The sequence below is a fragment of the Pseudomonas moorei genome (genome assembly GCF_008801475.1).
GTDB lineage: Bacteria > Pseudomonadota > Gammaproteobacteria > Pseudomonadales > Pseudomonadaceae > Aquipseudomonas > Aquipseudomonas moorei.
Genome location: NZ_VZPP01000015.1, coordinates 115,775 through 141,878, shown reverse-complemented (window position 1 = coordinate 141,878; position 26,104 = coordinate 115,775). Strand labels below are relative to the sequence as shown.

Below are 26,104 nucleotides of genomic sequence, written 5' to 3'. Positions count from 1 at the left end.
CTGATCCTCACAGGATAAGTGCTTTGACCAACATCTGTTCTACCGGCCTTGATATCGGCTTTGCCTCACTGGATTACCTGCAAATCGGCTTCCTGGGCATCATTCAGGGCATCACCGAGTTGTTGCCCGTGTCCTCCACCGCGCATATGCGCATCGTGCCCGCCCTGCTCGGCTGGCCTGATCCCGGTTCGGCGTTTTCGGCGGCCATGCAGTTGGCCGCGTTGGCGGCGGTGGTCAGTTATTTCTGGCGTGACGTTCGACAAGTTGTCAGCGGCAGTGTCGGCGCGATACGCCAACGCGATTACAGCAACCAGTGGTTCATCCTCGCGGTGGCTATCGTGTTGGCGACCATTCCCATCGGTATTGCCGGCATTGCGCTGTCCTCGACCCTCAATGCCTGCAACTCGCCGTTGCGGGGGCTGATGGTGATCGGGATTTCCTGCGTAGTCATGGCGGTTTTGCTGGCGGCCGCCGAACTCAGTTGTCGGCATCGCCGCACCGTTGGCGAAATGCGCCTGCGTGATGCGCTGATCGTTGGCATTGCCCAGATCGGCGCACTGATCCCTGGGGTGTCGCGTTCGGGGTCAACGCTGACCGCGGCGCTGTTCCTCAATTTCAAACGTGAAGAGGCAGCGCGGTTTTCCTTTCTGCTGGGGCTGCCCGCAATCGCCCTGGCCGGTTTGAAGGAGCTGTGGGTGTTGTTCCATGCTGACCTTCCCGCGCAAGCCTGGGCGCACCTGATTTTCGGCCTGGTGATCGCCAGCATCTCGGCGTTTTTCGCCATCTGGGGCCTGATGCGCTTTCTGGAGAAGTTCTCCACCTGGCCGTTTGTCATCTACCGAGCGGTGCTCGGGATCTTCCTGATTGTCGCAGTCAGCACCGGGCTCCTGAGCTAAAGGCCCGCCACAAAAAAACAAAACCCGCACAAGGCGGGTTTTGTTTTTTACCGATCAAGCAATCAGTCAGCCAAGCGCCAGGTCGTCCCGCCCTTGCCGTCTTCCAGCACCACGCCCATGGCCGTGAGCTGGTCGCGGATGCGGTCGGATTCGGCCCAGTCTTTGCCGGCACGTGCCGCCAGACGCGCAGCAATCAACGCCTCGACTTCAGCGGCGTCCACCCGCCCTTCGGCGCCGGCCTGCAGGAAATCATCGGCTTCAAGCTGCAACACACCCAACACACTGGCCAGCTCTTTCAGACGCGCCGCCAGACCGGCCGCCGCATCGAGATCGCTCTCGCGCAGACGGTTGATCTCACGCACCATCTCGAACAATACGGCGCAGGCTTCAGGCGTGCCGAAGTCGTCGTTCATCACCGTGGTGAAGCGCTCGACGAACGCTTCGCCGCCAGCCGGAGCCACGCTCGGCAGGCCTTTCAACGCATGGTAGAAACGCTCCAGAGCGCCCTTGGCGTCCTTGAGGTTATCTTCCGAATAGTTGATCGCGCTGCGGTAGTGGCTGGACACCAGCAGGTAACGCACGACTTCCGGGTGGTACTTGTCGAGCACGTCGCGGATGGTGAAGAAGTTGTTCAAGGACTTGGACATCTTCTCGCCATTGATACGGATCATGCCGCAATGCATCCACGCGTTGGCGTAGGTCTTGCCGGTGGCCGCTTCGCTCTGGGCGATTTCGTTTTCGTGGTGCGGGAACTCCAGGTCGCTGCCACCGCCATGAATGTCGAAGGTTTCGCCGAGGCAGCACGTGGACATCACCGAGCACTCGATGTGCCAGCCCGGACGCCCGGCGCCCCATGGCGACTCCCAGCTTGGCTCGCCCGGCTTGGCGGCTTTCCACAGCACGAAGTCCAGCGGGTCCTGCTTGGACTCGCCGACTTCGATCCGCGCACCGATGCGCAGGTCTTCGATTCTCTTGCGCGACAGCTTGCCGTAGCCCATGAACTTGCCGACGCGGTAATACACGTCGCCATTGCCCGGGGCGTAGGCGTAACCCTTGTCGATCAGGGTCTGGATCATGGCGTGCATGCCAGGGATGTGATCCGTGGCGCGCGGTTCCATGTCCGGCTTCTTGATGTTCAGGCGCGCTTCATCTTCGTGCATTGCCGCGATCATGCGCTCGGTCAAGGCTTCGAACGACTCGCCGTTCTCGTTGGCCCGATTGATGATCTTGTCGTCGATGTCAGTGATGTTGCGCACGTAGGTCAGGTCATAGCCGCTGAAGCGCAACCAGCGGGTGATCAGGTCGAACGCGACCATGCTGCGGCCATGGCCGAGGTGGCAGTAGTCGTACACGGTCATGCCGCACACGTACATGCGCACCTTGTTGCCATCCAGCGGCTTGAAGACTTCTTTGCTCTTGGTGAGCGTGTTGTAGATCGTAAGCACGTTAATTCCTTGACGCTAAATCACTGGCCCCACGAATCACGCAGGGTCACGGTACGGTTGAATACCGGCTGACCTGGTTTCGAATCCTTGATATCGGCGACGAAGTAGCCTTCGCGCTCGAACTGGAAACGGTCTTCCGGCTGTGCATGGCCCAGCGAGGGTTCAGCACGACAGCCGGTGAGTACCTGCAGCGAATCAGGGTTGATGTTGTCCAGGAAACTGGCGCTGTCTTCGGCCTTCTCCGGGTTCGGAGAGCGGAACAGACGATCGTACAGGCGTACTTCGCACTCGATGCTGGCAGCGGCCGGCACCCAGTGGATCACGCCCTTGACCTTGCGGCCTTCGGGGTTCTTGCCCAGGGTGTCCGGATCGTAGGAGCAACGCAGCTCGACGATGTTGCCGTCGGCGTCCTTGATCGCTTCGTCGGCACGGATCACGTAGCTGCCGCGCAGGCGCACTTCGCCGGCCGGTTCCAGGCGCTTGTAGCCTTTTGGCGGCTCTTCCATGAAGTCTTCACGGTCGATGTAGATCTCACGGGCGAATGGCAATACGCGCACGCCCATGTCTTCTTTCGGGTGGCATGGCAGTTCGAGGTTCTCGACCTGACCTTCCGGGTAGTTGGTGATCACGACTTTCAGCGGACGCAGCACGCACATGGCGCGCGGGGCGCTGTGGTCGAGATCGTCACGGATGCTGAATTCGAGCATGCCGAAATCCACCACGCCGTCGGAACGGTTGGTGCCAATCATTTCGCAGAAGTTGCGGATCGATTTCGGCGTGTAGCCACGGCGGCGGAAGCCCGACAGCGTGGACATGCGCGGGTCGTCCCAGCCATTGACGTGACCTTCGTCCACGAGCTGCTTTAGCTTGCGCTTACTGGTGATGGTGTAGTTCAGGTTCAGGCGGCTGAACTCGTACTGGCGCGGGTTGGCCGGCACGGGCAGGTTCTCGAGGAACCACTCGTACAGCGGACGGTGGCTTTCGAACTCCAGGGTGCAGATCGAGTGGGTGATGCCTTCGATGGCGTCCGACTGACCGTGGGTGAAATCGTAGTTCGGGTAGATGCACCACTTGTCACCGGTCTGGTGATGGTGAGCGTGACGGATGCGGTACATGATCGGGTCGCGCAGGTTCATGTTCGGCGAGGCCATGTCGATCTTGGCTCGCAGCACACGTGCACCGTCCGGGAATTCGCCGGCGCGCATGCGGGCGAACCAGTCCAGGTTCTCTTCGACGCTGCGGTCGCGGAACGGGCTGTTGCGGCCTGGCTCGGTCAGGCTGCCACGGTATTCCTTGGCTTGTTCCGGGGTCAGGTCGTCGACATAGGCCTTGCCGGCCTTGATCAGCTCGACGGCCCAGTCGTGCAACTGGTCGAAATACTGCGAGGCATAGCGCACTTCACCGGACCATTCGAAACCCAGCCATTTGACGTCGCTTTCGATTGCGTCGATGTATTCCTGGTCTTCCTTGGCCGGGTTGGTGTCGTCGAAACGCAGGTGCGTGACGCCGCCGAACTCCTGGGCCAGGCCGAAGTTCACGCAGATCGACTTGGCGTGGCCGATGTGCAGGTAGCCATTGGGCTCAGGCGGGAAACGCGTGACGATCTGCGTGTGCTTGCCCGAGTCCAGGTCTGCCTGGATGATCGGCCGCAGGAAATTGACCGGCACAGCAGGGCCGGTCTTGGCATTCGAGGTAGGGTCGACAGTGGGCTTGCTCATAGGATCCTTGAACGTACAAGTGCGTGGCCGTAATAAAGGCCGGACAAAACAAAGCCGCTATCATAGCCGATGCCGTCAAGCAGCTGACAGAGCAGGCCTGCAAACGGTCGCATTTAATGGGGCGCAAATGAAAAACAGCCTCGAAATTCGCGTCTGGCACGCTAAACTGCGCACCTTGGCCGAAAAAGGCTGAACCGGTGAAGGGACCGCAATGTCCCAACACCCACGAATTCCCTGAAAAGAGTAGTAATCATGACCCAAGTCAAACTGACCACCAACCATGGCGACATCGTCCTGGAACTGAACGCCGAGAAAGCCCCGATCACCGTGGCCAACTTCGTCGAATACGTCAAAGCCGGTCACTACGAAAACACTGTTTTCCACCGCGTCATCGGTAACTTCATGATCCAGGGCGGCGGTTTCGAGCCTGGCATGAAAGAAAAGAAAGACAAGCGCCCGAGCATCCAGAACGAAGCCGACAACGGCCTGCCGAACGAGAAGTACAGCGTGGCCATGGCGCGCACCATGGAGCCGCATTCGGCTTCCGCCCAGTTCTTCATCAACGTGGCTGACAACAGCTTCCTGAACCACAGCGCCAAGACCACTCAGGGCTGGGGCTACGCCGTATTCGGCAAAGTCGTTGCAGGCACCGACGTTGTCGACAAGATCAAAGGTGTTTCCACCACCATGAAGGCCGGCCACCAGGACGTACCCGCAGACGACGTGATCATCGAGAAAGCCGAGATCATTGAGTGATATTGCTGATTTCAGATTTGCATCTGGAAGAGGAGCGCCCGGACATTACCCGGGCGTTTCTGGATTTGCTCGCCGGACGCGCCCGCTCGGCGAGTGCGTTGTACATTCTGGGCGACTTTTTCGAGGCGTGGATTGGCGACGACGCCATGACGCCGTTCCAGCGCTCCATCTGCCGGGCCCTGCGCGACCTCAGCGACAGCGGCACGGCCATCTTTCTGATGCACGGCAATCGCGACTTCCTGCTCGGCCAGGCCTTTTGCAAACAGGCCGGCTGCACCTTGCTGAAGGATCCGAGTGTCGTGCAACTGGCAGGCGAGCCAGTGCTATTGATGCACGGCGACAGCCTCTGCACCCGCGACGAAGCCTATATGAAGCTGCGTCGCTACCTGCGCAACCCGATCACCCTGTTCATCCTGCGACACTTGCCGCTGCGTACGCGGCACAAGCTGGCGCGCAAGCTGCGCAGTGAAAGCCGTGCGCAAACGCGGATGAAGGCCAATGACATCGTTGATGTCACACCCGAAGAAATTCCGCGGATCATGCAGGAATACGGGGTGAAAACCCTGATTCACGGCCACACCCATCGCCCCGCCGTGCACAAGCTGCAACTGGGCGATCAAGCCGCCCGGCGCATTGTGCTGGGGGATTGGGATCGCCAAGGGTGGGCATTGCAGGTCGATGAACAGGGGTTTGCATTGGCGCCGTTTGACTTCGCACCGCCGCCGCAATTGGCTGCCCCCGCCAACTAATTTGCACAATAAAAAACCGTAGGAGCGGGCTTGCTCGCCCCTACAGGGATTGCGTTTGTATCAATGCCCGGCAGAGGCCGCCGGCCCGGCCTTGGCGGTAAAGGGTGGCTTGGCCAGCCAGACGATCACGATCAGGCCCATGAACATCCAGCCCAGCAGCGTGAAGTAGTCCACCGTGGACATGATGTACGCCTGGCTGATCACCATCTGATCCAGCTGCGTATAAGCCTTGGCCCCTGCCCCGCCCAATTGATGTAACGCCTCGCGGGTCGCGGGATCGAACGGGGTGAGACTTTCCGTCAGGTAGGCATGGTGCTGATCGGCCCGGCGAATCCAGATCCAGGTCGTCAGCGAGGCGGCAAAGCTACCGCCCAGTGTCCGCAGAAACGTCGCCAGGCCCGAACCGTCGGCAATCTGGCTGGGCGGCAGGTCCGACAGCAGGATGGTCAGGGTCGGCATGAAGAACAACGCCACGCCGATGCCCATGAACAACTGCACCAGGGCGATGTGCTGGATATCCACTTCATTGGTGAAGCCGGCACGCATGAAGCAACTCAGGCCGATCGCCAGGAACGCCCCGCCCGCCAGCACCCGCATGTCGAATCGCGGGGCGTATTTGCCGACGAAAGGCGACATGAGCACCGGCAGGATGCCCAATGGTGCGACAGCAAGGCCGGCCCAGGTCGCGGTGTAGCCCAATCGGGTCTGCAACCATTGCGGCAGGATCAGGTTGATCCCGAAGAATCCGGCATAGCCCAGCACCAACACGAGGGTGCCAAAGCGGAAGTTACGGTAGGCGAACAGCCGCAAGTTCACCACCGGGTGTTCATCGGTCATTTCCCAGATCACGAAAAACGCCAGGGCGACCACAGAAATCACCGAACCGATAATGATGAAACTGGACTCGAACCAGTCGGCATCGTTGCCTTTGTCGAGGACGATTTGCAACGCGCCGACGCCGATGATCAGCGCGATCAGGCCCACGTAATCCATGGGCTGGCGGCTGGTGACCACCGGACGTTTCTTCATCTGCTGGGTGACCACCCACGCGGCGAACAAACCGATCGGCACGTTAATGAAGAAGATCCACGGCCAGCTGTAACTGTCGGTGATCCAGCCGCCGAGGATCGGCCCGGCAATCGGCGCCACCACCGTGACCATCGCTAAAAGCGCGAGCGCCATCCCCCGTTTCGCCGGGGGGTAGACCGCAATCAGCAGCGTTTGGGTCATCGGATACAACGGCCCCGCCACCACCCCTTGCAGCACGCGAAAACCCACCAGTTCCGGCATGGAGGTGGAAATACCGCACAGGAACGAGGCGAGTACGAACAGCAGCGTCGCCCAGACAAACAGCTTCACCTCGCCAAACCGCCGGCTGAGCCAACCGGTCAGCGGCAAGGCAATGGCGTTGCTGACGGCAAACGAAGTGATCACCCAGGTGCCCTGCTCCGAGCTCACCCCGAGGTTGCCGGAAATCGTCGGCAGCGCCACGTTGGCGATGGTGGTGTCGAGCACTTGCATGAAGGTCGCCAGCGACAGGCCGATGGTGCTCAGCAGCAGGCTGGGCGGCGAAAAAGAGGCGTTATTGCTCATCGCGAATCCTTTGAAACCTTGTTGGCGCTGCGTCTGTTAGAGACACAGGGGACCCTGTGGGAGCGAGCTTGCTCGCGATGGCGAATGAACATTCAACACATTCATTGACTGGCAAACCGCTATCGCGAGCAAGCCCGCTCCCACAGAGGGGGCGGCTTGCTGCACATAGGCGAATCAGCGCTGCGCGGTTTTGCTGACCGCAGCGCTGTTGTCGTGGATCAGTTGAGCGATCATTTGGTCAGCCTCGGCCAACTGACGGTCATAGATGTTGGTGCTGAACGACGCCTTTTGCGGCGGCTGTTGCGCCAGTACCGGGCCACTCTGGTCATGCAAGTTCACATCCACCACGGTCGACAGACCGACTCGCAGGGGGTGCTTGGCCAGCTCATCGGCGTTGACGTGAATCCGCACCGGCACGCGCTGCACGATCTTGATCCAGTTACCGGTGGCGTTCTGCGCGGGCAGCAGGGCGAACGCGCTGCCAGTACCGGCACCAAGGCTGTCGATGGTGCCGCTGTATTTCACGGCACTGCCGTAAAGGTCGGCTTCGATTTCCACGGGCTGGCCGATGCGCATGTCACGCAACTGGGTTTCCTTGAAGTTGGCGTCGATCCACAACTGATCCAGCGGGATCACCGCCATCAGCGCCGTGCCCGGCTGCACACGCTGCCCGAGCTGCACGGTGCGCTTGGCCACGTAACCGGTGACCGGCGCAATCAAGGTGCTGCGCGAGTTGTTCAGATACGCCTGGCGCAATTGCGCGGCGGCGGCCATCACGTCCGGATGCGACGACACCACGGTGTCATCCACCAGGGCGGCGGTGGTTTTCAGTCGCTGCTTGGCATCGGCCAGGGCGTTTTGCGCCGAGGTCAGGTCATCACGGGCGTGGGACAGTTCTTCCTGGGAAATCGCCCCGCCCGCCGCGAGGTTTTTGCGGCGATTGAAGTTGTCCTGTGCTTTCTGCACTTCTGCCTGCTGGGCATTGACCTGGGCTTTCTGGCCATCGACGTTGCTGTACAGGCCGCGCACTTGACGCACGGTGCGGGCCAGATTGGCCTGGGCACTTTGCAGACCGATTTCCGCATCGTTCGGGTCAAAGTTGACCAATACCTGGCCTTCGTGGACCAGATCGCCATCATCGGCGCCGATGCTGACCACGGTGCCGGTCACCAACGGCGTGATTTCAACCACGTTGCCATTGACATAAGCGTCGTCGGTGCTTTCGCTCCAGCGACCGTAAAACTCGTGGTAGGCCCAGACGCCCGCGCCGCTCAGCGCCACCGCCGCCGCGAGGATCAGCAGCATGAACTTGCGTTTGCCCGAGTTGGGATTGCCGGGAGTGTTTTCAGCAGTTTGAGTTGTATCGGCAGTGGCCATGACAAATACCTTGAATTAGTGGCTCAGCGTGGCTGGCGATGTGTTGGCTGAAGCGAGGGTGTCGGGCGTGAACCCGCCGCCCAGCGCCTGCATCAGTTGGATCGACAAGTCGATCTGCTCGGCATTCAGGTTGGCCAGCTGCCGCTGGGCCTGGAGCAATTGCTGTTCGATGCTGAGCACGTCCAGGTAGTTGCCGATGCCGGAACCGTAGCGCTGGACCACGGTGTTGTAAGAATCCTGGGCGATGTCGGTGGCGTGTTGCTGGGCGGTGATTTGCCGGCCGATATCACGCAACTGGTTGATGCTGTCACTGACATCTCCCAACGCCTTCACCAGGCTTTTGTTGTACTGCGCCACCGCGAGGTCGTAATCGGCGTCGCGGGAATCGAGATCGGCGCGCAGGCGTCCGCCATCGAAAATCGGCAGCGAAATCGTCGGCCCGACGTTGAAGAAACGACTGGCCGAACCGAACATCGCATCGCCCAACAACGATTGGGCACCGGCTGCCGCGCTCAGGTTCAAGTTGGGATAAAACCGGGTTTTGCCGGCGTCGATGTTCTTGCTGGCTGCCTCGACTCGCCAGCGCGCGGCCACCAGGTCCGGACGACGACCGAGCAACTCGGCCGGCAGCACTGACGGCAACGCCACGGCGCTGGCTTGAAGGACTTTCGGCCGGGCAATCTCGTTACCGCGATCCGGGCCCTTGCCCAGCAGCACGGCCAGGGCGATTTTGGCGCTTTGCAGGCGTTTTTCGGCGTCGATCAGGTTCGCTTCAGAGGTGGCTTCCAGGCTTTCGGTCTGCTGGAACTGGTACTGACTGTCGATACCGGCACTCAGCCGACGCTGGCTCAAATCAAGCATCTGCCGGGTGCGTTTGAGGTCTTCGGCGGACAGGTCATAGACGATGTGCGCTTGCCCCAGATCGCTGTAGGCGCGGGCCACGTCGGCGGACAAGGTCAACTGCGCGGCCTGCTGATCGATTTCAGCGGCACGGGCCTGGCCCAAGGCGGCTTCCCAGGCGTCACGCTGGCCACCCCAGAGGTCGAAGTTGTAATTGAAACTGGCGCCGATGTTACGCAGGGTGGAGTACGTGTCGCCCTGGCCGGTCGGGTCTTGATCACGGGCCAGACGCGAACGGGTCACGCCGGCACTGGCATCGACGGTCGGCATCCGCGCGGCATCGGCGGCGTAAGCGGCAGCGCTGGCCTGATGGGCCCGGGCGTCGGCGATCTGCATGTCGGGACTGTCGTGCAGGGCTTCGCGAATCAGGCCGTCGAGCTGAGGGTCGCCGAGGCTTTTCCACCAGTCGCTTTTCGGCCAGGCCGCCGGCGAAAGCTTGACGCCGCTGAGAGTTTGCCCGGCCTTGAGGTTTTTCGCCTCGAGGCTGACACCTTCGGTATTCAGGCCGCTGTAATTGGCACAACCGGCGAGCGTCATGGCCAACAGCACGAGGCTGAAACCGGTACGCAGGGTTTTGCTGCTCATTTGTCACCTACCCGCAACAGGGTGATCGCGTCACCGGCTGCCACCAATATTTTCTTCAGGATCTGTTCCAGGGTCTTCAACTCTTCAGGGGTGATGCCGCCGGCCAGTTCGTTCATGGCATCGGCACCGATGTGCGGCAACAGGGCGGCCAGTTTCTGGCCCTCTTCAGTCAGCACCAGCTGGACCTGCCGGCGATCGGCTTCGGAGCGTTGGCGGGCAAGTAAACCTTTCTGTTCCAGACGATCGAGCATCCGGGTCATCGAACCGCTGTCCAAAGACAGGTGCCGGCACAGCTCGGCCGGGGTATCGACGCCGAACTGGGCCACGATGATCAGCACCTTGAACTGCGCGGCGGTGATGCCATGGGGCTCCATGTGCGTGTCGATGATGCGGTCCTTGAGCAGCGCGGCGCGTCCGAGCAGCAGGCCAAGGTGGCAATTTTGGAAATCGTCTGGCGAGAAATGTTTCATCTGGACACCAATTAGCTGCCTAGGCAGTGAATGTATGTCGAGATATTACTGCTTAGGCAGCGAATGTCAACGCAATAGTTAGCCTGCTTTGTAATTAGTTGACTAACGGCGTCGGATATTAACGGCGAACGCAGTGATGCCTTCGCTGGCAAACCTGCTCCTACAGGTCCGTGGATTCCGGTAGGAGCAGGCTTGCCAGCCAGGGTTGAGAGCAGGTTTTGGAGAGAGCGGGACCTAGAAATCCCGCTTGTAGAAGATGTCCAGCGAACTGGCCACGCCGCCAGCGGCTTCGAGGTAGACCTTTTTGCTCAGCTTGTAACGCAAGGCAATGGTGTTCGCCGGTTCGAATACACCCACGCCATAGCGCAGGCTGAGCTTCTCGGAGAGGTTGCCGCTCGCCACCACGCTGGTGGTGTTGCCACTGCCCTGGGTATCGAGCTGGAAGTCCTGAATCCCCAGGTTCTTGGCCAGCCCGCTGGTGACCCCGGAACTGCCCATCAATCCCAACCCGAGGGCCGCCTGGGCAAGCATGTTGTTGTCCTCGCCATTGCTGCTCAGCGGACGGCCCAACACCAGATAAGACAACGCCTGTTCCTGGCTCATGGCCGGCTCGGAGAAAATCTGCGTGGTCGGCTGCTCGGCGCTGCCGCTCAAGCGGATGCCGGCGATCACGTCGTCAGTCTTGCGAATGGCTTCGATGTCGAGATACGGCTGATCGATCGGGCCGGCAAACAGCAAGCGCGCCCGGCGCACGGTCAACCGCTGACCGTAGGCACGATAGCGACCGTCGTTGAGCCAGAGTTCCCCCCGGGTGTCCATGTTGTCGCCGATGTGCACATGGCCTTGCAGGTTGGCCGTGAGACCAAACCCGGCGAAGCTCAGTTTGTCCTCGCCCACCACCACATCGATGTCCATCAGGGTGGCCATCGGCGGCTTGCCCTCTTCGGTCTGCTGGCCGACGATCACCGTGTCATCGGAGACTTTGACCGTTGAGGGCGGCAGCTCGCGAATGATGATTTCGCCCTTGGGCACCTGGACTTTCCCGGCGACCGCCAGTTTGTTGTCCTTGATCGAAATCTTCAGGTCCGGCGCCACTTCCAGCTTCGCGTAAGGCTCGACGGTGACCGGCAACTGCGAGCCCTTGAGCGCCAGGTCCACCACCAGGGCCTGGCCCCAGGCGACGTTGCCGCTCAAACTGCCCTGCCCGCTCTTGCCGCTCTTCCAGCCACCGTTCAACTGCACGGTTTCGCCGACGATGACCGCCTGCATTTGCAAGTCCTGAAGTTCCATCGGTAACTCAGGCCCGGAGACCCCGCCATCGCTGAGCAGCAGGTTGCCATTGACCTGCGGTGCCAGCAGGCCACCGGAAATCGTGCCGCTACCGTTCAAACGGCCACTCAGTTTTTCCACCATGGGCACAAATGGCCGCGCCACCGACAGGTCCAGGCCACTCAAGCGGAACGAACCACTCAGCGGCTTGTTCTTGGGCAACGGGTTGATCTGCGCCTGAACCATCAGTTCGCCGAGCTTGCCGCCGACGAAGTTGAGGTCGGTGTCGATGCGCTTGGGCGTGAGTTTGCTGGTGAGTTTCAGGGTCTGGTACGGGAAGTCCAGCCACTGGTCCTTCTCGCGCATGCGCAAGACGCCACCGCTGGCGTCGAGGCTGACCTGGCCATTCGGGCCACTGGCCGGAAGATCCAGCTGCACGTCGGCGTTGAGTCGACCCTGCCAGGCGAAGTCTTTGGGCAACCATTGCGCGAGGCTTTCGATGGGGAACTGCTTGAGGTGATAGCGCAGTTTCGGATCAGGCATCAGGCGCTGGTCTTCGCCGCACAGACTGGCCGGGCCGGACTGCCAGCAATGGGCACCGAAGTTGATCTTGCCGTCCGCCAGTCGTTCCAGCTTTGCCGGGCCTTGCAGCTTCCAGTCCTGGCCGCCGGCCTGGATATCGCCGCTGGCCAGGCGTCCGCGCCAGTTGCCTTTGTCCAGGATGCCGTCGAGACCGAGGGCCAGTTTCAGCTTCGGCCCTTGCAGATCGAGGGTGAGTTTCTGGTTTTTGATATCGCCCTGCCCACTGGCGGTCAGGGTGCCGAGGGAGGTGTCGCCGGCCTGGATCCCGTTGCCCTTGAGGTCGATCTTCGCCCGTTGCGCGCTGTCGAGGGTGGCGTCCAGGTTCAGGCTTTGCAGCCGATTGTCGGCGAACGCCAGCTGAGTGCCTTGCAGACCCAACTTGCCTTGCGGCGCCTTGAGCGTGCCGGCGACATCGATCCGGCCATTGAGCTGGCCGCGCAATTGCGGCCAGAGCTGGGCCAGACGCGGCAGCTTGATATCGATCTGTCCGGCGACCTTCTGTTGCAGGCTGCCCTTGCCGCTGATGCTGTTGTCGCCCAGGCGAATCTGCAGTGCATCGAGGTTCCACTGCTCGCCGCCACCATTGGCCTTGGCCTGGATCACCGCAGGCTGACCACGCAGCTTGCCTTTCAAATCAAGGTCGGCGCTCAGGCTGAGTTTTTCATCCTTCAGCTCCCCTTGGCTGCGCAACGGCCCGGCCAGGGTACCGGGCAATTCCGCCACCCAGTACGCTGGGTTGATCGCCGACAGATCCAGCGCGGTATCCCAGGCGATGCCATTGGCGAACTGCAGATTCAGATGCCCTTCAGCCTTACCCTGGCCGGCCGTGAGTTGAATTTGTTGCAGGTAGATTTTTGTCAGGTCACCCGCGAACGGACTGGTCAGGCTGAACCCACCGGCCGGGCCGTCCAGGGCGGCGTTGAAATGGCCGAGGTACTGACCGTCCGTGTAGGAGACTTCGCCATTGAAGCTGCGCAACGCCACTTGCGGCTCATCAATCAGCGGATAGAGACGATGCCAAGGAAAGTCCAGCCAATCGATTTTCGCTTCGGCACTCAGGCCCTTGCTCCAATCCACTTGCCCGGAAAGCTTGAGGTTTTGCTTGTCGCTGGCCGTCAGGTCCAGCGCGGCGATCTGCGCGCCATTGGCGTCGACCTTGCCTTGCAGCATCAGTGCAACAGGTCCTTGTTCGGCCGGTAACGTGGCCTTGCCGAGCAGCGCGTAGCCGTTTTTCAGGTCGCCGTCGCCCGTGAGTTCAAGTTGATTGAGTTGCAGGGTGTCCGGCAGGTCGGCGCCGGGCTTGAAACCGTCAGCGGTGATGCGCACCTTGGCCGGCAGGTTCTCCACCAGCGGTTGCAGTTGGCCGGTCAGTTGGCCGTTGAGGTACCCGCTGCTGTCGGCTTTCAGATTGAGGGTCTTGAGCAAATCGCCATCGATTTTCAGGGCCAGCACCCAGGGCGCGGGGGTCGACAGGGTTAATTGGCCTTCAGCACTGAGCGGCCAGTTGCCGCCGGGTTGTAACTGCCCGGTCAAATTCAGGCTCAGATCGTCCCGCTGCAGTTTCACCGAGTCGATCTGCATCCCCTTTTCGGTCCAGTGCGCCGTCAGTTGCAGGCCCTTGAGCTGCTCGCTGCCGTTGAACCGCAAGACGCCGACCTGTACGTCACCCAACTCCAGCGCCACGGGCAATTTCAAATCCGGCAGGCTGATCGGCCCGCTGCTTTGTTCTGCACCGCCCGGCGGGAATTGCAGATTGACCTGATCAGCCTGCAATTGTTCGATACACAAAGTCACGCGCGTCAGGCACAGCGGCGACCAGGCAAAAATCACCTTGTTCAGTTCGACCTGGCTGGCGTCTTGCTGCCACACAACGCGATCGGCGCTCCATTGCCCGCCCAGGCGCCCCTGGAAGTTGTCGAGGGTCAAACCCGGCACAAAGCCAAGCGCCCAACGACTGCCCGCCGCCGTGCCCAACACCGTGGCCAGGGTCAGGGCGACCAGCATCAGCAGCGCCAGGATCGCCAGCAGCGATATGTTCAAACCACGCTTCACAACTCGGGCCCCATGGAAAAGTGCAGTCGAATGCCGCCATCGTCATCCAGCGCGTGGGCCAGGTCGAGGCGGATCGGCCCCACTGGCGAAACCCAGCGCACGCCGATACCGACGCCGGTCTTCAGGTTCGGCAGTTCAAGTGTATTGAAGGAATTGCCCTGGTCGATGAACGTGGCGACACGCCATTTTTCGGCGATGGAATATTGATACTCCGCACTGGCCGCGACCATGTAGCGGCCACCGATGCGGTCACCCTTATTGTTTTCCGGGGACAGGCTCTGATAGTCGTAGCCGCGCACGCTCTGATCGCCACCGGCAAAGAAGCGCAGCGACGGCGGTACCGACTTATAGCCGTTGGTGGCACTGCCGCCGACCTGCACCCGACCAAGGAAACGGTGGTTGTCGAACACTGTGGTCAAGCCCTTCACCAGCGCCGTGCCATACACCAGGTTGTTATCCGAACCCAGACCTTCCTTGGCCACCTTGCTTTCGAATTGCAGGCGATAGCCATTGTGCGGGTCGATGCGGTTATCGCTTTTGAGGTACGAATAGCTGACGCCGGGCATCAGCAGGTTGCTGAGCCCCGAATCATCGCCGAGCCGGTACTCCTCACGCTGCCACTTGAGTGACACCACCCGCTGCCATCCGCTGGGCAACTTGCTGTGCCATTCGGGACCGATGGTCAGGAGTTTGCTGAGGCTGTCCTTGTCCGCGATTTCTTCATTCTGATAGCCACCGGCGAAACGCAGTTTGTCCGTCAGCGGCGGGTCCAGAGGAATGTCGTAGAACACCCCGACGTTTTGCCGTGGTGCCGAGACTTCGGTCTCCCAGCCGTAGCTGTGCCCCTGCGGGTTGACCCAGTGGCGCGTCCAGTTAGCTTTGATCCGCGGGCCGACGTCCGTGGAATAACCCAGGCCAACGCCCATGGTCCGCGGCTTGCGGGTTTCGAGCTTAACGTCCACCGGGATCACATTGTCCCTGGACGCGGTCGGCGCCGCGTCCACCCGCACGCCCTCGAAATAGCCGCTCGATTGCAGGGCCTGGTTGAGTTCGGCAATCAGCTCGGAGTCATAGGGCGCACCCGCCTTGAACGGCACCATGCGTTGCAACAGGTCTTCATCGAACGGAGTGTCGCCCTCGAAGCTGACCTTGCCCAGGGCATAACGCGGTCCGCTGTCATAAATCAGCTCGATATCGGCCACGCCGGCCCGCGGGTCCACCGACAGTGTCGAACGGGTAAAACGCCCGTTGAAAAAGCCATAGCGCGAGGCCTGGTTCTGGATGAGTCGCTTGGCATCTTCATAGTGACCATGGTTGAGCACCGCGCCGGTTGTCAGCGCATGGTCATTGGGCACACGAAAGGATTTGAGCGAGGCGGCCGGGCCGTCGATACGGATGGTGACGTTGCGCAGATGCACCGGCTCGCCGGGGTCGACGGTCAGTATCAGGCGCGGCGTCTTGCCGCCCTTCACGTCGCTGTCGATGTGCGGCTGGTAATAACCCAAGGCCTGGGCGGCTTTGCGCGCCTGCTCCTCGGCACCCCGGCTGAAGCGCAGCAAGGCTGCTTCGTCACGATCGCCGAGACTGCCGATATAGCCCTCTATATTGGCTTTCAGTTCATCGTTGGACGGTTTGATCCGCACATCCAATTCACTTTGGGCCAGCGCCGCGCAGCTGGAAATCAGCATCAGCACGCCACTGGTAATTCTTCCTGGAAACTTCATAGGCGCGGATGCTATCACGAGCATGCTTGATGAACACGGGAGCGTGATAGAGCCTGGCGCGCCCCAAAAGTTCGACGGTTACGCCGTTGCGGTTTGCACGACTTGAGGATTGGCGTGGAAAAACACGTGCTCGCGGATCGGTCCTACAGCGACCTCACCAATTTCCTCATAACCCTGCCGCTTATAGAACTCCAGATAGCGCGGATTGCCGGTGTCGAGCACCACGCCCTGAGAATGTTCGTCCACCGCGCACCAGTTGTGCACCGCTTGCAGCAGTTGTTCGCCGAAGTGCTTGCCCTGGAATTGCGGATGAATCCCCAGCAATGGCAGCAGGTGCACCGAATCGGACGGCACGCAAGCCATCACCGCATCGTGATACTCCAGGTAGCGACGGGTGCAGCGAAACCCGGTGCTCAGCACCATTCGCAGGCGCCAGGCCCAACTTTCAGTGATGCCCAGGCGCCGTTGCGGTGGCGCGATCAGGGCGATGCCGATCAAGCGATCGTTGACCAGCAGGCCGATGGCCGGCAAATCCTGGAGAAAATGCTGCTTGACCAGTTCACGCACCGTGGCGCGCACACGCTGTTCATAGCCGGGACGCTCCGCTTCGAACAGGTAGCCGAACGTCGGCTCATGCCGGTAAGCCTGGTACAACAGGGAACGTGCTTCGCGGGAATAGCCGCTGTCGAGCATGTGAATATCGGCGATGGCGGTCGAGGTTTCGGGCATGGCGGTCATTCTCCCCGGCACAGCTCGGATGGCTGTGCTCTTGTTGGTACGAGCCCCTGGGTGGCAACACAGTTCCCTCCACAGGTATAGACCAGACTCGCAGATCAGTCAGTCAATATAAAAGACGACTGCACGGACCCATCGCGGGCGCAACCCACCGATTCAACTCACCCCGACACTGGCCCGATGCCGACATGTCAGCTAGCATCGCCCTTTTGCCAGGACTGCCGACCATGAAGATCGTCTCCTTCAACATCAACGGGCTGCGTGCCCGCCCCCATCAGCTGGCGGCGCTGATCGAAAAACACCAGCCCGATGTGATCGGCCTGCAGGAAACCAAGGTCCATGACGACCAGTTTCCGCTCGATGAAGTCAGAGCCTTGGGCTACCACGTGTATTTCCATGGACAAAAAGGTCACTACGGCGTCGCCCTGCTGTCACGCAAAGAACCGCTGGCGCTGCACAAAGGCTTCGCCACCGACGATGAAGATGCCCAGCGGCGTTTTATCTGGGGCACTTTCGCCGACGCCAATGACGTGCCGGTGACCATCATGAACGGCTATTTCCCCCAGGGCGAAAGCCGCGACCACCCGACCAAATTCCCGGCCAAGGAACGCTTCTACAGCGATCTGCAGCAATTGCTGGAAAGCCAGTTCCGTAATGATCAGCCGTTGGTGGTCATGGGCGATGTGAACATTTCCCCGGAAGACTGTGACATCGGGATCGGCCCGGACAACATGAAGCGTTGGCTGAAAACCGGTAAATGCAGCTTCCTGCCGGAAGAGCGCGAGTGGATGGCCCGCCTGAAGAACTGGGGCCTGGTGGACAGCTTCCGTCACCTGAACCCGGAGGTGACCGACATGTTCAGCTGGTTCGACTACCGCAGCCGCGGGTTTGAAGACGAGCCCAAGCGTGGACTGCGCATCGACCTGATCATGGCGTCCCATGGATTGTTGCCACGGGTCAAGGACGCCGGCGTGGACTACGAACTGCGTGGTATGGAAAAACCTTCCGATCATGCGCCGATCTGGCTTGAATTGAGCTGATACCCCTCTTCTGTGGGAGCGAGCCTGCTCGCGATGGCGGACTAATGCCAGGCCCTCATCGCGAGCAGGCTCGAACACACTGAAAAACTGTCATTTTTCAGAAACCTTACTGACTTAATCTTCCGGCACCTCCTTTTGGCTATTTAAGGTGCCGGCATGACGCTGCGCGGTTTGTTCCTTTTGATGCTGTGCACCTGCTGGCCGTTGATGACCTCGGCCAGCGGTTTGCCGCTGCCCGACCATGGCCCGGTCCTGCGCATCCAGGGCTCCAACACCATCGGTGCGGCACTCGGTCCGGCGCTGGTCGAAGGACTGTTGCGCGAGCAGGGCTTGCTCAAGGTGCACAGCGAAGCGCCGGACAAGTCCAACGAACTGCGGGTTGTCGGTGAAACCCCGCAAGGACGCCGCGTCGAGGTCGAGATCGCGGCCCACGGTTCCAGCACCGGTTTCACCGCGCTGAAGACCAACAACGCCGATCTGGCCGCATCCTCGCGCCCGATCAAGGACAGTGAGCTGGCCGACCTCCGGGTCCTGGGCGATCTGAAAAGCGCCGAGGCCGAGCAGGTCATCGCCATCGACGGTCTGGCGATTATCCTTCATCCGCAAAACCCGCTGAACCAACTCAACACTGAGCAACTGGCGCGCCTCTTCAGTGGCGAAGCCAAAACCTGGGAAGAACTCGGCGGCCGGGGTGGTGCCATTCATCTGTATGCGCGGGATGATCAGTCCGGTACGTACGACACCTTCAAGGAACTTGTCCTCAACCATCGCGGGAAAACCCTGAGTAGTGCAGCGAAACGTTTCGAGTCCAGCGAGCAACTGTCCGACGCGGTCAGCCTGGATCCGCAAGGCATCGGCTTCATCGGCCTGCCGTATGTGCGTTCGGCCAAAGCCGTAGCGATTGTCGATGGTCAATCCCAGGCCATGCTGCCACTCAACAGCCTGATCGCCACGGAAGACTATCCCCTGTCCCGCCGCTTGTTCCTCTACCTGCCGCCCAACGGGAAAAATCCCTGGGCCGAAGCGCTGGTGACGTTCGCGCAAAGCAGCCAGGGCCAGGCGATTGTCGCGGCCAACGGGTTTATCGCCCAGACCGTGCAGGCCATCAGCGTCACGCCCAACGCGATGATGCCCGAGGCATACCAGGGACTCAGCCGCCACGCCCAGCGCCTGACCGTGAACTTTCGCTTCGAGGAAGGCAGCGCCAGCCTGGACAACAAGGCACGCCAGGACCTGTCACGGGTGCTCGACTATATAAAGCAACACAATAAAACCGATCGGCAGGTAACACTGGTGGGGTTTGGCGATGCCAAGAGCGACCCGGCGCGCGCTGACCTGCTGTCGAAACTGCGGGCCATGGCGGTGCGGCGCGAACTGGTGAAAAGCGGCGTGGTGCTGCGCGAAGTTCGCGGGTTTGGCGCTGAAATGCCCGTGGCGACCAATAGCGCTGATGAGGGGCGGATCAAGAATCGGCGGGTTGAGGTTTGGGTGTATTGAATTTGATGTAGATGTGTTGAATGGGCCGACGCCATCGCGGGCAAGCCCGCTCCCACAAGGATCGCACTAAACCTGTGGGAGCCGGGCTTGCCCGCGATGAACGATGACTCGGTGCCTGTTATTGCCCGTTTCGCATCATTTCCTTGGGCACGTATTTGCCGATCTCGAACTTGCCGATCGCCGCGCGGTGCACTTCGTCCGGGCCGTCGGCCAGGCGCAGGGTGCGCTGCATCGCATACATGTAGGCCAGCGGGAAATCGTTGGAGACCCCTGCCCCGCCATGAATCTGGATCGCCCGGTCGATCACCCGCAACGCCACGTTCGGCGCCACCACCTTGATCTGCGCGATTTCACTTTTCGCCACTTTGTTGCCGACGGTGTCCATCATGTACGCCGCTTTCAAGGTCAGCAGGCGGGCCATGTCGATTTCCATCCGCGAGTCGGCGATCTTGTCGATGTTGCCACCCAGCCGCGCCAGGGGCTTACCGAATGCCGTGCGGTTCACCGAGCGTTTGCACATCAATTCAAGGGCACGTTCGGCCATGCCGATCGATCGCATGCAGTGGTGAATCCGGCCTGGGCCAAGGCGGCCCTGAGCGATTTCGAAGCCGCGTCCTTCGCCGAGCAGGACGTTTTCGTACGGCACGCGCACGTTTTCGAACAGCACTTCGGCATGACCGTGGGGCGCATCGTCGTAGCCGAACACCGGCAGCGGACGCACGATCTTCACACCGGGGGTGTCCACCGGAACCAGAATCATCGAGTGTTGCGCATGGCGCGGGGCATCAGGGTTGCTCAGGCCCATGAAGATCAGGATTTTGCAGCGTGGATCGCAGGCCCCGGAGGTCCACCATTTCTTGCCGTTGATCACCCACTCGTCGCCATCGCGCATGGCACGGGCGGCCATGTTGGTGGCGTCGGACGACGCGACGTCCGGCTCGGTCATGGCAAATGCCGAACGGATTTCGCCACGCAGCAGCGGCTCGAGCCAGCGTTGCTTCTGTTCTTCGTTGGCGTAGCGCACCAGCACTTCCATATTGCCGGTGTCTGGCGCAGAGCAGTTGAACGGCTCAGGACCCAACAGCGAACGCCCCATGATTTCGGCCAGGGGCGCGTATTCAAGGTTGGTCAAGCCGGCGCCGAGCTCTGACTCAGGCAGAAACAAATTCCACAGACCCTGCGCCTTGGCCTTGAGTTTGAGTTCTTCCATGATCGCGGTCGGCTGCCAGCGGTCACCCTCGGCGACCTGGCGCTCGAACACCGCTTCAGCGGGATAGACGTAGGTGTCCATGAACGCTGTCACGCGCTCACGCAGTTCCTGAACCTTGGGCGAATAAGCGAAATCCATGAGCGAGATACCTTCTTGGGGGAGGTTGTTTAGATCATGCAATCGATGCTAGAACAGCCACGAAAATTTACCTAGCCTATTCTCGGCGTGTATAAACATTCATCACCGATATATGATCGGCTGATCTTCAAGGCCAGCCGCCCACACAATAAGAGAGCCGCGTAATGAATCTGAGCAAGGTCGACCTCAACCTTTTCATCGTCTTCGACGCGATCTACACCGAAGCCAACCTGACCCGCGCCGGGCAGATTGTCGGGATTACCCAGCCGGCGGTATCGAACGCTCTGGCCCGCCTGCGCGAGACCTTCAACGACCCTTTGTTCGTGCGCACCGCCCAGGGCATGGTGCCAACGCCGATGGCCCAGAACATCATCGGCCCGGTACGCAACGCCCTCTCCCTGCTGCGGGTATCGGTACAGGAAAGCCGCATTTTCAATCCGCTGCAGGCGGTCAAGACCTACCGCATCAGCATGACCGACCTGACCGAGGCGGTGATCCTGCCGCCACTGTTCCAGCGCCTGCGTCGCCTCGCTCCCACGGTGATCATCGAGAGCTTCCTGTCCAAGCGCCGTGAAACCACCAAGGAACTGGCCGCCGGTCGCCTCGATTTTGCTGTGGATGCGCCGCTCAACACTGACCCGCAGGTGCGACACGTCAAATTGATGGAAGACCGCTACGTGTGCGCCATGCGCAAGGGCCACCCGTTGGCGGGCAAGGAAAAATTCACCCTGGATGATTATCTGGGGCTGACCCACATCCATATTTCCAGCCGCCGCAGCGGTCTGGGCCATGTCGACCTGGCACTGGGCAAGATGGGCATCCAGCGCAAGATCGCCCTGCGCTCCCAGCACTATCTGATGGCTTCACAAGTGCTGCAGCAGACCGACATGGTCATGACCGTTCCGGAGCGCTTCGCCCGTCGCAATGATCTGCACGCCTTCAGCTTGCCGGTCAACGATGTGCCGCCGGTGGAAACCCACCTGTACTGGCATGAAAGCACGGACCAGGATCCGGCCAACCGCTGGATGCGCGAGCAGATGATCGAGTTGTGCCAGCAGGTGACGGCGCATGAGAAGAAGCTCGAGAAGGTATAAGGCGTCATACCGCGTTATCGTTCATCGCGAGCAGGCTCGCTCCCACAGGAGGTGTATACCCGAATACTTTGTGGGAGCGAGCCTGCTCGCGATGGGGCCGGCAAGAACAGCAGTCAACCCCTGCCCCTTGACGTATACGTCAACCTGACATTAGCTTAGCGCCATGACCTTTTGCGAGCGCTTCCATGAGCAGCCAGACCTACAGCATTTCCGACCTCGCCCGCGAGCTCGACATCACCACCCGGGCCATTCGCTTCTATGAAGAGCAAGGCCTGCTCAGCCCCGAACGGCGCGGTCAGGAACGCATCTATTCCCCCCGCGACAAGGTCAGCCTGAAGCTGATCCTGCGGGGCAAGCGCATCGGCTTCTCTCTGGCAGAGTGCCGCGAGCTGATCGAGCTCTACGACCCTTCCAGCGGTAACACCAAGCAACTGCACAGCATGCTGGCGAAAATCAGTGAGCGTCGGGAACAGCTGGAACAGCAACTGCTGGACATCGAGCAGATGAAACTCGAACTCGATACAGCGGAAGAGCGTTGCGTCCAGGCGCTGGAGCAGACCCTCAAAAACCAGGAAGTCATTCAATAAAACCCGCCCCCTTGTAGGAGCGAGCCTGCTCGCGATGGTCGTTAACGATAACGCGCGTTTGCTGGATAAACGCGGTGCCCGGGAGCCCATCGCGAGCAGGCTCGCTCCTACAGGGTTCTCCGAACAATCAGCACAGGTCGAACCCCATGTCCCTCCCCACCCACGTACGCCTTGTCGAAGTCGGCCCGCGCGACGGTCTGCAAAACGAAGCCCAACCCATCAGCGTTGCCGACAAGGTGCAACTGGTCGACGCGCTGACGGCTGCGGGCCTGGGTTATATCGAAGTCGGCAGTTTCGTCTCGCCCAAATGGGTGCCGCAGATGGCCGGTTCCGCCGATGTCTTCGCGCAGATCCAGCGCAAACCCGGGGTGGTCTACGGTGCCCTGGCGCCCAACCTTCGCGGTTTTGAAGACGCCCTCGCCTCCGGGGTCAAGGAAGTCGCGGTGTTTGCCGCGGCCTCCGAGGCGTTTTCCCAGCGCAATATCAACTGCTCGATCAGCGAAAGCCTGGAGCGTTTCGTACCGATCATGGACGCCGCCAGGCAACACGGCGTGACCGTGCGCGGTTACGTGTCCTGTGTGCTGGGCTGCCCCTATGAAGGTAACGTCGCACCGGAACAAGTCGCTCGGGTCGCCCGCGAGCTCTACGCCATGGGCTGCTACGAGGTATCCCTGGGCGACACCATCGGCACCGGCACCGCAGGCGCCACCCGCAAGATGTTCGACGTGGTTTCCGCCGTCGTGCCACGGGAAAAACTGGCCGGGCATTTCCATGACACCTACGGCCAGGCCATGGCCAACATCTACGCCAGCCTGCTGGAAGGTATCTCGGTATTCGACAGCTCCATCGCCGGCCTCGGTGGCTGCCCTTATGCCAAGGGCGCCAGCGGTAACGTCGCCACCGAAGACGTGGTTTACCTGCTCCACGGGCTGGGAATCGAAACGGGCATCGACCTGGACGCCCTGATCCTGGCCGGCCAGCAAATCTGCACTGTGCTGGGGCGGCCTACCGGTTCACGCGTGGCCAAGGCGCGCAGCGCTCAGTGAGGGCGCGGTTGTGTCCGGGTGTTACCGCTGTGTCAGAACGTGGGGTAAAAGCGAGTAACACGGAAACAAATTGTCAGGGTTTGCCTGAGGGAAAAAACCTTAGATTTTTTAAGTTGTTGATTTAAAAGGATTTTTAAAAGTTGGCACGACACCTGCTATCTCTATGGCATAACAAGAATAAAAAAAGCGGCATACCCAATAAAAACAAGACGTAACGACTCTGACATAACAAAAACAACACGGCAGAGACGCAGCTAACAGATTTTTTTGGAGAAGATGTGCTTTTCAGGGTGCTTTTCGGAGTTACCCGCAACCGGGCAGAGAACAATAAAACTACCTTCAGGTAGCTCCCGAACTGGTTGGATCGCTCAGCGAAAAAGTAGATCAGCGCTCAAAAAAATACGTTTGCTCTTGATCCCGGATGGGGATCGACAAAAAACAGCGGTAAAGGGTCACGGTCACCAAAAACAACAACAGACCGCCCCTCAATAATAAAAAAAGAGCACGCGAAACGAAAAATTAAAGGGGAGCTTCGGCTCCCCTTTGTGCTGTCTGGCATTCGGTATTTGCACCGCCGCCCCTTGTAGGAGCGAGCCTGCTCCGGGCGGCGTTCCGACGAAGAACTCAAAGGCACCGCGTTGATCCAGACTGCACGCGTTATCGTTGACGTCCTTCGCGAGCGGGCTCGCTCCTACAGAAGGCCTGTTCAGCCCTGCTTGCTACGCAACTCCTCGACACTGATCTCGCGCATCCGGAATTTCTGGATCTTGCCGGTCACCGTCATCGGAAACTCCTCGACGAACTTGAAGTAACGCGGTGTCTTGAAGTGCGCGATGCGCTCCTTGCACCAGGCTTGCAGTTCCTGTTCGGTCGCGCTGTGGCCGGGGTGGAACTTGATCCAGGCGACAATCTCCTCACCATAACGCGAGCAAGGAATCCCGATCACTTGCACGTCGGCCACGTCCGGGTGAGTGAAGAAGAACTCTTCCAGCTCCCGTGGGTAAATGTTCTCGCCGCCACGGATGATCATGTCCTTGTTGCGCCCGGCAATGCACACGTAACCCTCGTCATTCATGCTCGCCAGGTCCCCGGTATGCATCCAGCCCGCCTGGTCGATCGCTTCCGCAGTGCCTTCGGGGTTGTTCCAGTAGCCGAGCATCACGCTGTAGCCGCGGGTGCACAGTTCACCGATCGTGCCGCGCGGCACCAGGTTGCCGGCCTCATCAATGATTTTGCTTTCCAGTTGCGGCTGGGTGCGGCCGACGGTCGTTACGCGCAATTCCAGGTCATCTGACGGCCCGGTCTGCAAGGACACCGGACTGGTTTCCGTCATGCCGTAGGCAATTTGCACTTCGCTCATGTGCATTTCACTGATAACCCGTCGCATCACCTCGATCGGGCAAGTCGCACCCGCCATGATCCCGGTGCGCAAGCTCGACAGGTCGAATTCGGTACGTTGAGGCTGATCGAGCATGGCGATGAACATGGTCGGCACACCGTACAGCGCGGTGGCTTTTTCTTCTGCGACGGTGCTCAGGGTCAGCAGCGGATCGAAGGCGTCATTGGGGTAAATCATGGTGCTGCCATGGGTGATGCAACCCAGATTGCCCATGACCATGCCAAAGCAGTGATAGAGCGGTACCGGAATCACCAGGCGATCTGCGGCGGTCAGGCCAAGGCTTTCACCGACCATGTAACCGTTGTTGAGAATGTTGTAGTGGCTCAGGGTCGCGCCTTTGGGAAACCCGGTGGTGCCGGAGGTGTACTGGATGTTCACCGCCTGATCGAAATGCAGGCTGTTCTGGCGCTGGTGCAGTTGCTCGAGCGACACGCTGGCTGCCAGATCGCTCAGCTGTGACCAGGGCAGGAAACCGACGGGTGGCTGTGCATCGAGGCTGATGACACCGCGCAATGCCGGCAGGCGTTCGCTCTGCAGCTTGCCGATGGATTGCTCCGCCAGTTCCGGCACCAGCCCTTGCAGCATGGCGTGGTAGTTGGAGGACTTGAAGGCCCCGGCACAGACCAGCCATTGGCAGCCGGATTGCTTCAACACGTATTCCAGTTCGGAGCTGCGGTAGGCGGGGTTGATGTTGACCAGGATCACGCCGATCTTCGCGCTGGCGATCTGACTGATGCACCACTGAGCGCAATTCGGTGCCCAGATCCCCAGACGGTCACCGGTCTGCAGGCCCAGCGCCAGCAGGGCTCTGGCGTGCAGGTCCGCCGCCGCCGCCAGTTGCCGCCAGGTGTAACGCAGCTGTTGATGGCGCACGACCAGCGCCTCCCCGTCCGGGTGCTGCGCGACGGTGTTGTCGAACGCCTGGCCGATGGTCATCGCCAGCAAGGCTTTGTCCTGAGAACCGCGGGTGTAGCTGCGCTGCGGATGTGCACTGGGTTGATCCATGACGACCCCTATTGTCTTTATTGATGGGCTAATCGCGGTGTCTTTGGGAGCGATGTGGCGAAGGGGCTTGCCCCCGTCAGGCTACGCAGCAGCCTCAAAATCTCCGGTACACCGAAGATCTTCGGAGTGCTACGCACTCAACGGGGGCAAGCCCCCTCGCCACAGATTGCTCCTGCAACTCGGGTCCGCGTTCTATCTTGAACTGGCTCTACTCTCGCTCAAGTTGACGTTAACGTA

The 26,104-nt window shown here is 60.6% G+C and carries 19 protein-coding genes; 8 read left to right on the top strand and 11 right to left on the bottom strand.

The genetic code is table 11. The annotated features are described in order from the left end of the window. Nucleotides 1-23: 23 nt before the first annotated feature. A complete protein-coding gene (uppP, locus tag F7R06_RS25755; RefSeq protein WP_090323529.1) occupies nucleotides 24-896 on the top strand; it encodes an undecaprenyl-diphosphatase UppP in 873 nt (290 codons plus the stop codon). A 62-nt stretch (nucleotides 897-958) separates the two neighbouring features. Here uppP and cysS read toward each other — a convergent pair whose 3' ends face one another. Continuing rightward, nucleotides 959-2,341, bottom strand: a complete 1,383-nt coding sequence (cysS, locus tag F7R06_RS25750; RefSeq protein ID WP_090323531.1) for a cysteine--tRNA ligase — start codon at nucleotides 2,339-2,341, stop codon at nucleotides 959-961. 20 nt (nucleotides 2,342-2,361) lie between these two features. Beyond that, nucleotides 2,362-4,059 carry a glutamine--tRNA ligase/YqeY domain fusion protein gene (locus F7R06_RS25745; protein WP_090323533.1) on the bottom strand — a complete coding sequence of 566 codons (1,698 nt, stop codon included), beginning with the start codon at nucleotides 4,057-4,059 and terminating at the stop codon, nucleotides 2,362-2,364. 252 nt (nucleotides 4,060-4,311) lie between these two features. Here F7R06_RS25745 and F7R06_RS25740 point away from each other — a divergent pair, with 252 nt between their 5' ends. Beyond that, entirely contained in the window at nucleotides 4,312-4,815 is a 504-nt protein-coding gene (locus F7R06_RS25740) for a peptidylprolyl isomerase (protein WP_090323535.1), read from the top strand. Then, on the top strand, nucleotides 4,812-5,564 hold the full coding sequence (gene lpxH, locus F7R06_RS25735; RefSeq protein WP_090323536.1) for a UDP-2,3-diacylglucosamine diphosphatase: 753 nt from the start codon (nucleotides 4,812-4,814) through the stop codon (nucleotides 5,562-5,564). The genes F7R06_RS25740 and lpxH overlap by 4 nt, the downstream gene beginning before the upstream one ends. A gap of 60 nt (nucleotides 5,565-5,624) precedes the next feature. Here the strand turns inward: lpxH and F7R06_RS25730 are convergent, their stop codons facing one another. From F7R06_RS25730 to F7R06_RS25700, 7 genes are all read right to left on the bottom strand, one after another. Next, nucleotides 5,625-7,157 (bottom strand): DHA2 family efflux MFS transporter permease subunit, encoded by a 1,533-nt coding sequence (locus F7R06_RS25730; RefSeq protein ID WP_090323538.1) that lies wholly within the window; start codon nucleotides 7,155-7,157, stop codon nucleotides 5,625-5,627. Nucleotides 7,158-7,331: 174 nt separating this feature from the next. Continuing rightward, complete coding sequence (locus F7R06_RS25725) at nucleotides 7,332-8,534, bottom strand: HlyD/EmrA/EmrK family protein (RefSeq protein ID WP_090323540.1); 1,203 nt, start codon at nucleotides 8,532-8,534, stop codon at nucleotides 7,332-7,334. A 15-nt stretch (nucleotides 8,535-8,549) separates the two neighbouring features. Further along, on the bottom strand, nucleotides 8,550-10,019 hold the full coding sequence (locus tag F7R06_RS25720; RefSeq protein WP_090323541.1) for an efflux transporter outer membrane subunit: 1,470 nt from the start codon (nucleotides 10,017-10,019) through the stop codon (nucleotides 8,550-8,552). Then, nucleotides 10,016-10,489 carry a MarR family winged helix-turn-helix transcriptional regulator gene (locus tag F7R06_RS25715; protein ID WP_090323543.1) on the bottom strand — a complete coding sequence of 158 codons (474 nt, stop codon included), beginning with the start codon at nucleotides 10,487-10,489 and terminating at the stop codon, nucleotides 10,016-10,018. The genes F7R06_RS25720 and F7R06_RS25715 overlap by 4 nt, the downstream gene beginning before the upstream one ends. A gap of 234 nt (nucleotides 10,490-10,723) precedes the next feature. Continuing rightward, entirely contained in the window at nucleotides 10,724-14,392 is a 3,669-nt protein-coding gene (locus F7R06_RS25710; RefSeq protein WP_090323544.1) for a translocation/assembly module TamB domain-containing protein, read from the bottom strand. Continuing rightward, nucleotides 14,389-16,116: an autotransporter assembly complex protein TamA gene (locus tag F7R06_RS25705; protein WP_090323546.1), complete on the bottom strand. Its 1,728-nt coding sequence runs from the start codon at nucleotides 16,114-16,116 to the stop codon at nucleotides 14,389-14,391. The genes F7R06_RS25710 and F7R06_RS25705 overlap by 4 nt, the downstream gene beginning before the upstream one ends. A gap of 78 nt (nucleotides 16,117-16,194) precedes the next feature. Then, on the bottom strand, nucleotides 16,195-16,845 hold the full coding sequence (locus F7R06_RS25700) for a GNAT family N-acetyltransferase (RefSeq protein ID WP_090327439.1): 651 nt from the start codon (nucleotides 16,843-16,845) through the stop codon (nucleotides 16,195-16,197). A gap of 233 nt (nucleotides 16,846-17,078) precedes the next feature. On the opposite strand from F7R06_RS25700, the gene xthA reads away from it, so the two are divergent. Both xthA and F7R06_RS25690 read left to right on the top strand, forming a co-directional pair. Next, nucleotides 17,079-17,891, top strand: coding sequence for an exodeoxyribonuclease III (gene xthA, locus F7R06_RS25695; protein ID WP_090323548.1), 813 nt, complete (start codon nucleotides 17,079-17,081; stop codon nucleotides 17,889-17,891). 156 nt (nucleotides 17,892-18,047) lie between these two features. Continuing rightward, the gene (locus F7R06_RS25690) at nucleotides 18,048-19,388 is read left to right on the top strand and encodes a substrate-binding domain-containing protein (protein WP_090323549.1); all 1,341 of its coding nucleotides are present in this window, start codon (nucleotides 18,048-18,050) and stop codon (nucleotides 19,386-19,388) included. Nucleotides 19,389-19,506: 118 nt separating this feature from the next. Here F7R06_RS25690 and F7R06_RS25685 read toward each other — a convergent pair whose 3' ends face one another. Beyond that, nucleotides 19,507-20,736 carry an acyl-CoA dehydrogenase gene (locus F7R06_RS25685; protein ID WP_090323551.1) on the bottom strand — a complete coding sequence of 410 codons (1,230 nt, stop codon included), beginning with the start codon at nucleotides 20,734-20,736 and terminating at the stop codon, nucleotides 19,507-19,509. 164 nt (nucleotides 20,737-20,900) lie between these two features. Here F7R06_RS25685 and F7R06_RS25680 point away from each other — a divergent pair, with 164 nt between their 5' ends. The 3 genes from F7R06_RS25680 (at nucleotide 20,901) to F7R06_RS25670 (ending at nucleotide 23,463) form a co-directional block, all read left to right on the top strand. Further along, nucleotides 20,901-21,830, top strand: coding sequence for a LysR family transcriptional regulator (locus F7R06_RS25680; RefSeq protein ID WP_047527602.1), 930 nt, complete (start codon nucleotides 20,901-20,903; stop codon nucleotides 21,828-21,830). Between the two features lie 185 nt (nucleotides 21,831-22,015). After that, a complete protein-coding gene (locus F7R06_RS25675; RefSeq protein WP_090323552.1) occupies nucleotides 22,016-22,417 on the top strand; it encodes a MerR family transcriptional regulator in 402 nt (133 codons plus the stop codon). 146 nt (nucleotides 22,418-22,563) lie between these two features. Beyond that, entirely contained in the window at nucleotides 22,564-23,463 is a 900-nt protein-coding gene (locus tag F7R06_RS25670) for a hydroxymethylglutaryl-CoA lyase (RefSeq protein ID WP_090323554.1), read from the top strand. 706 nt (nucleotides 23,464-24,169) lie between these two features. Here the strand turns inward: F7R06_RS25670 and F7R06_RS25665 are convergent. Continuing rightward, the gene (locus tag F7R06_RS25665) at nucleotides 24,170-25,867 is read right to left on the bottom strand and encodes an AMP-binding protein (protein ID WP_090323556.1); all 1,698 of its coding nucleotides are present in this window, start codon (nucleotides 25,865-25,867) and stop codon (nucleotides 24,170-24,172) included. Nucleotides 25,868-26,104 lie beyond the last annotated feature (237 nt).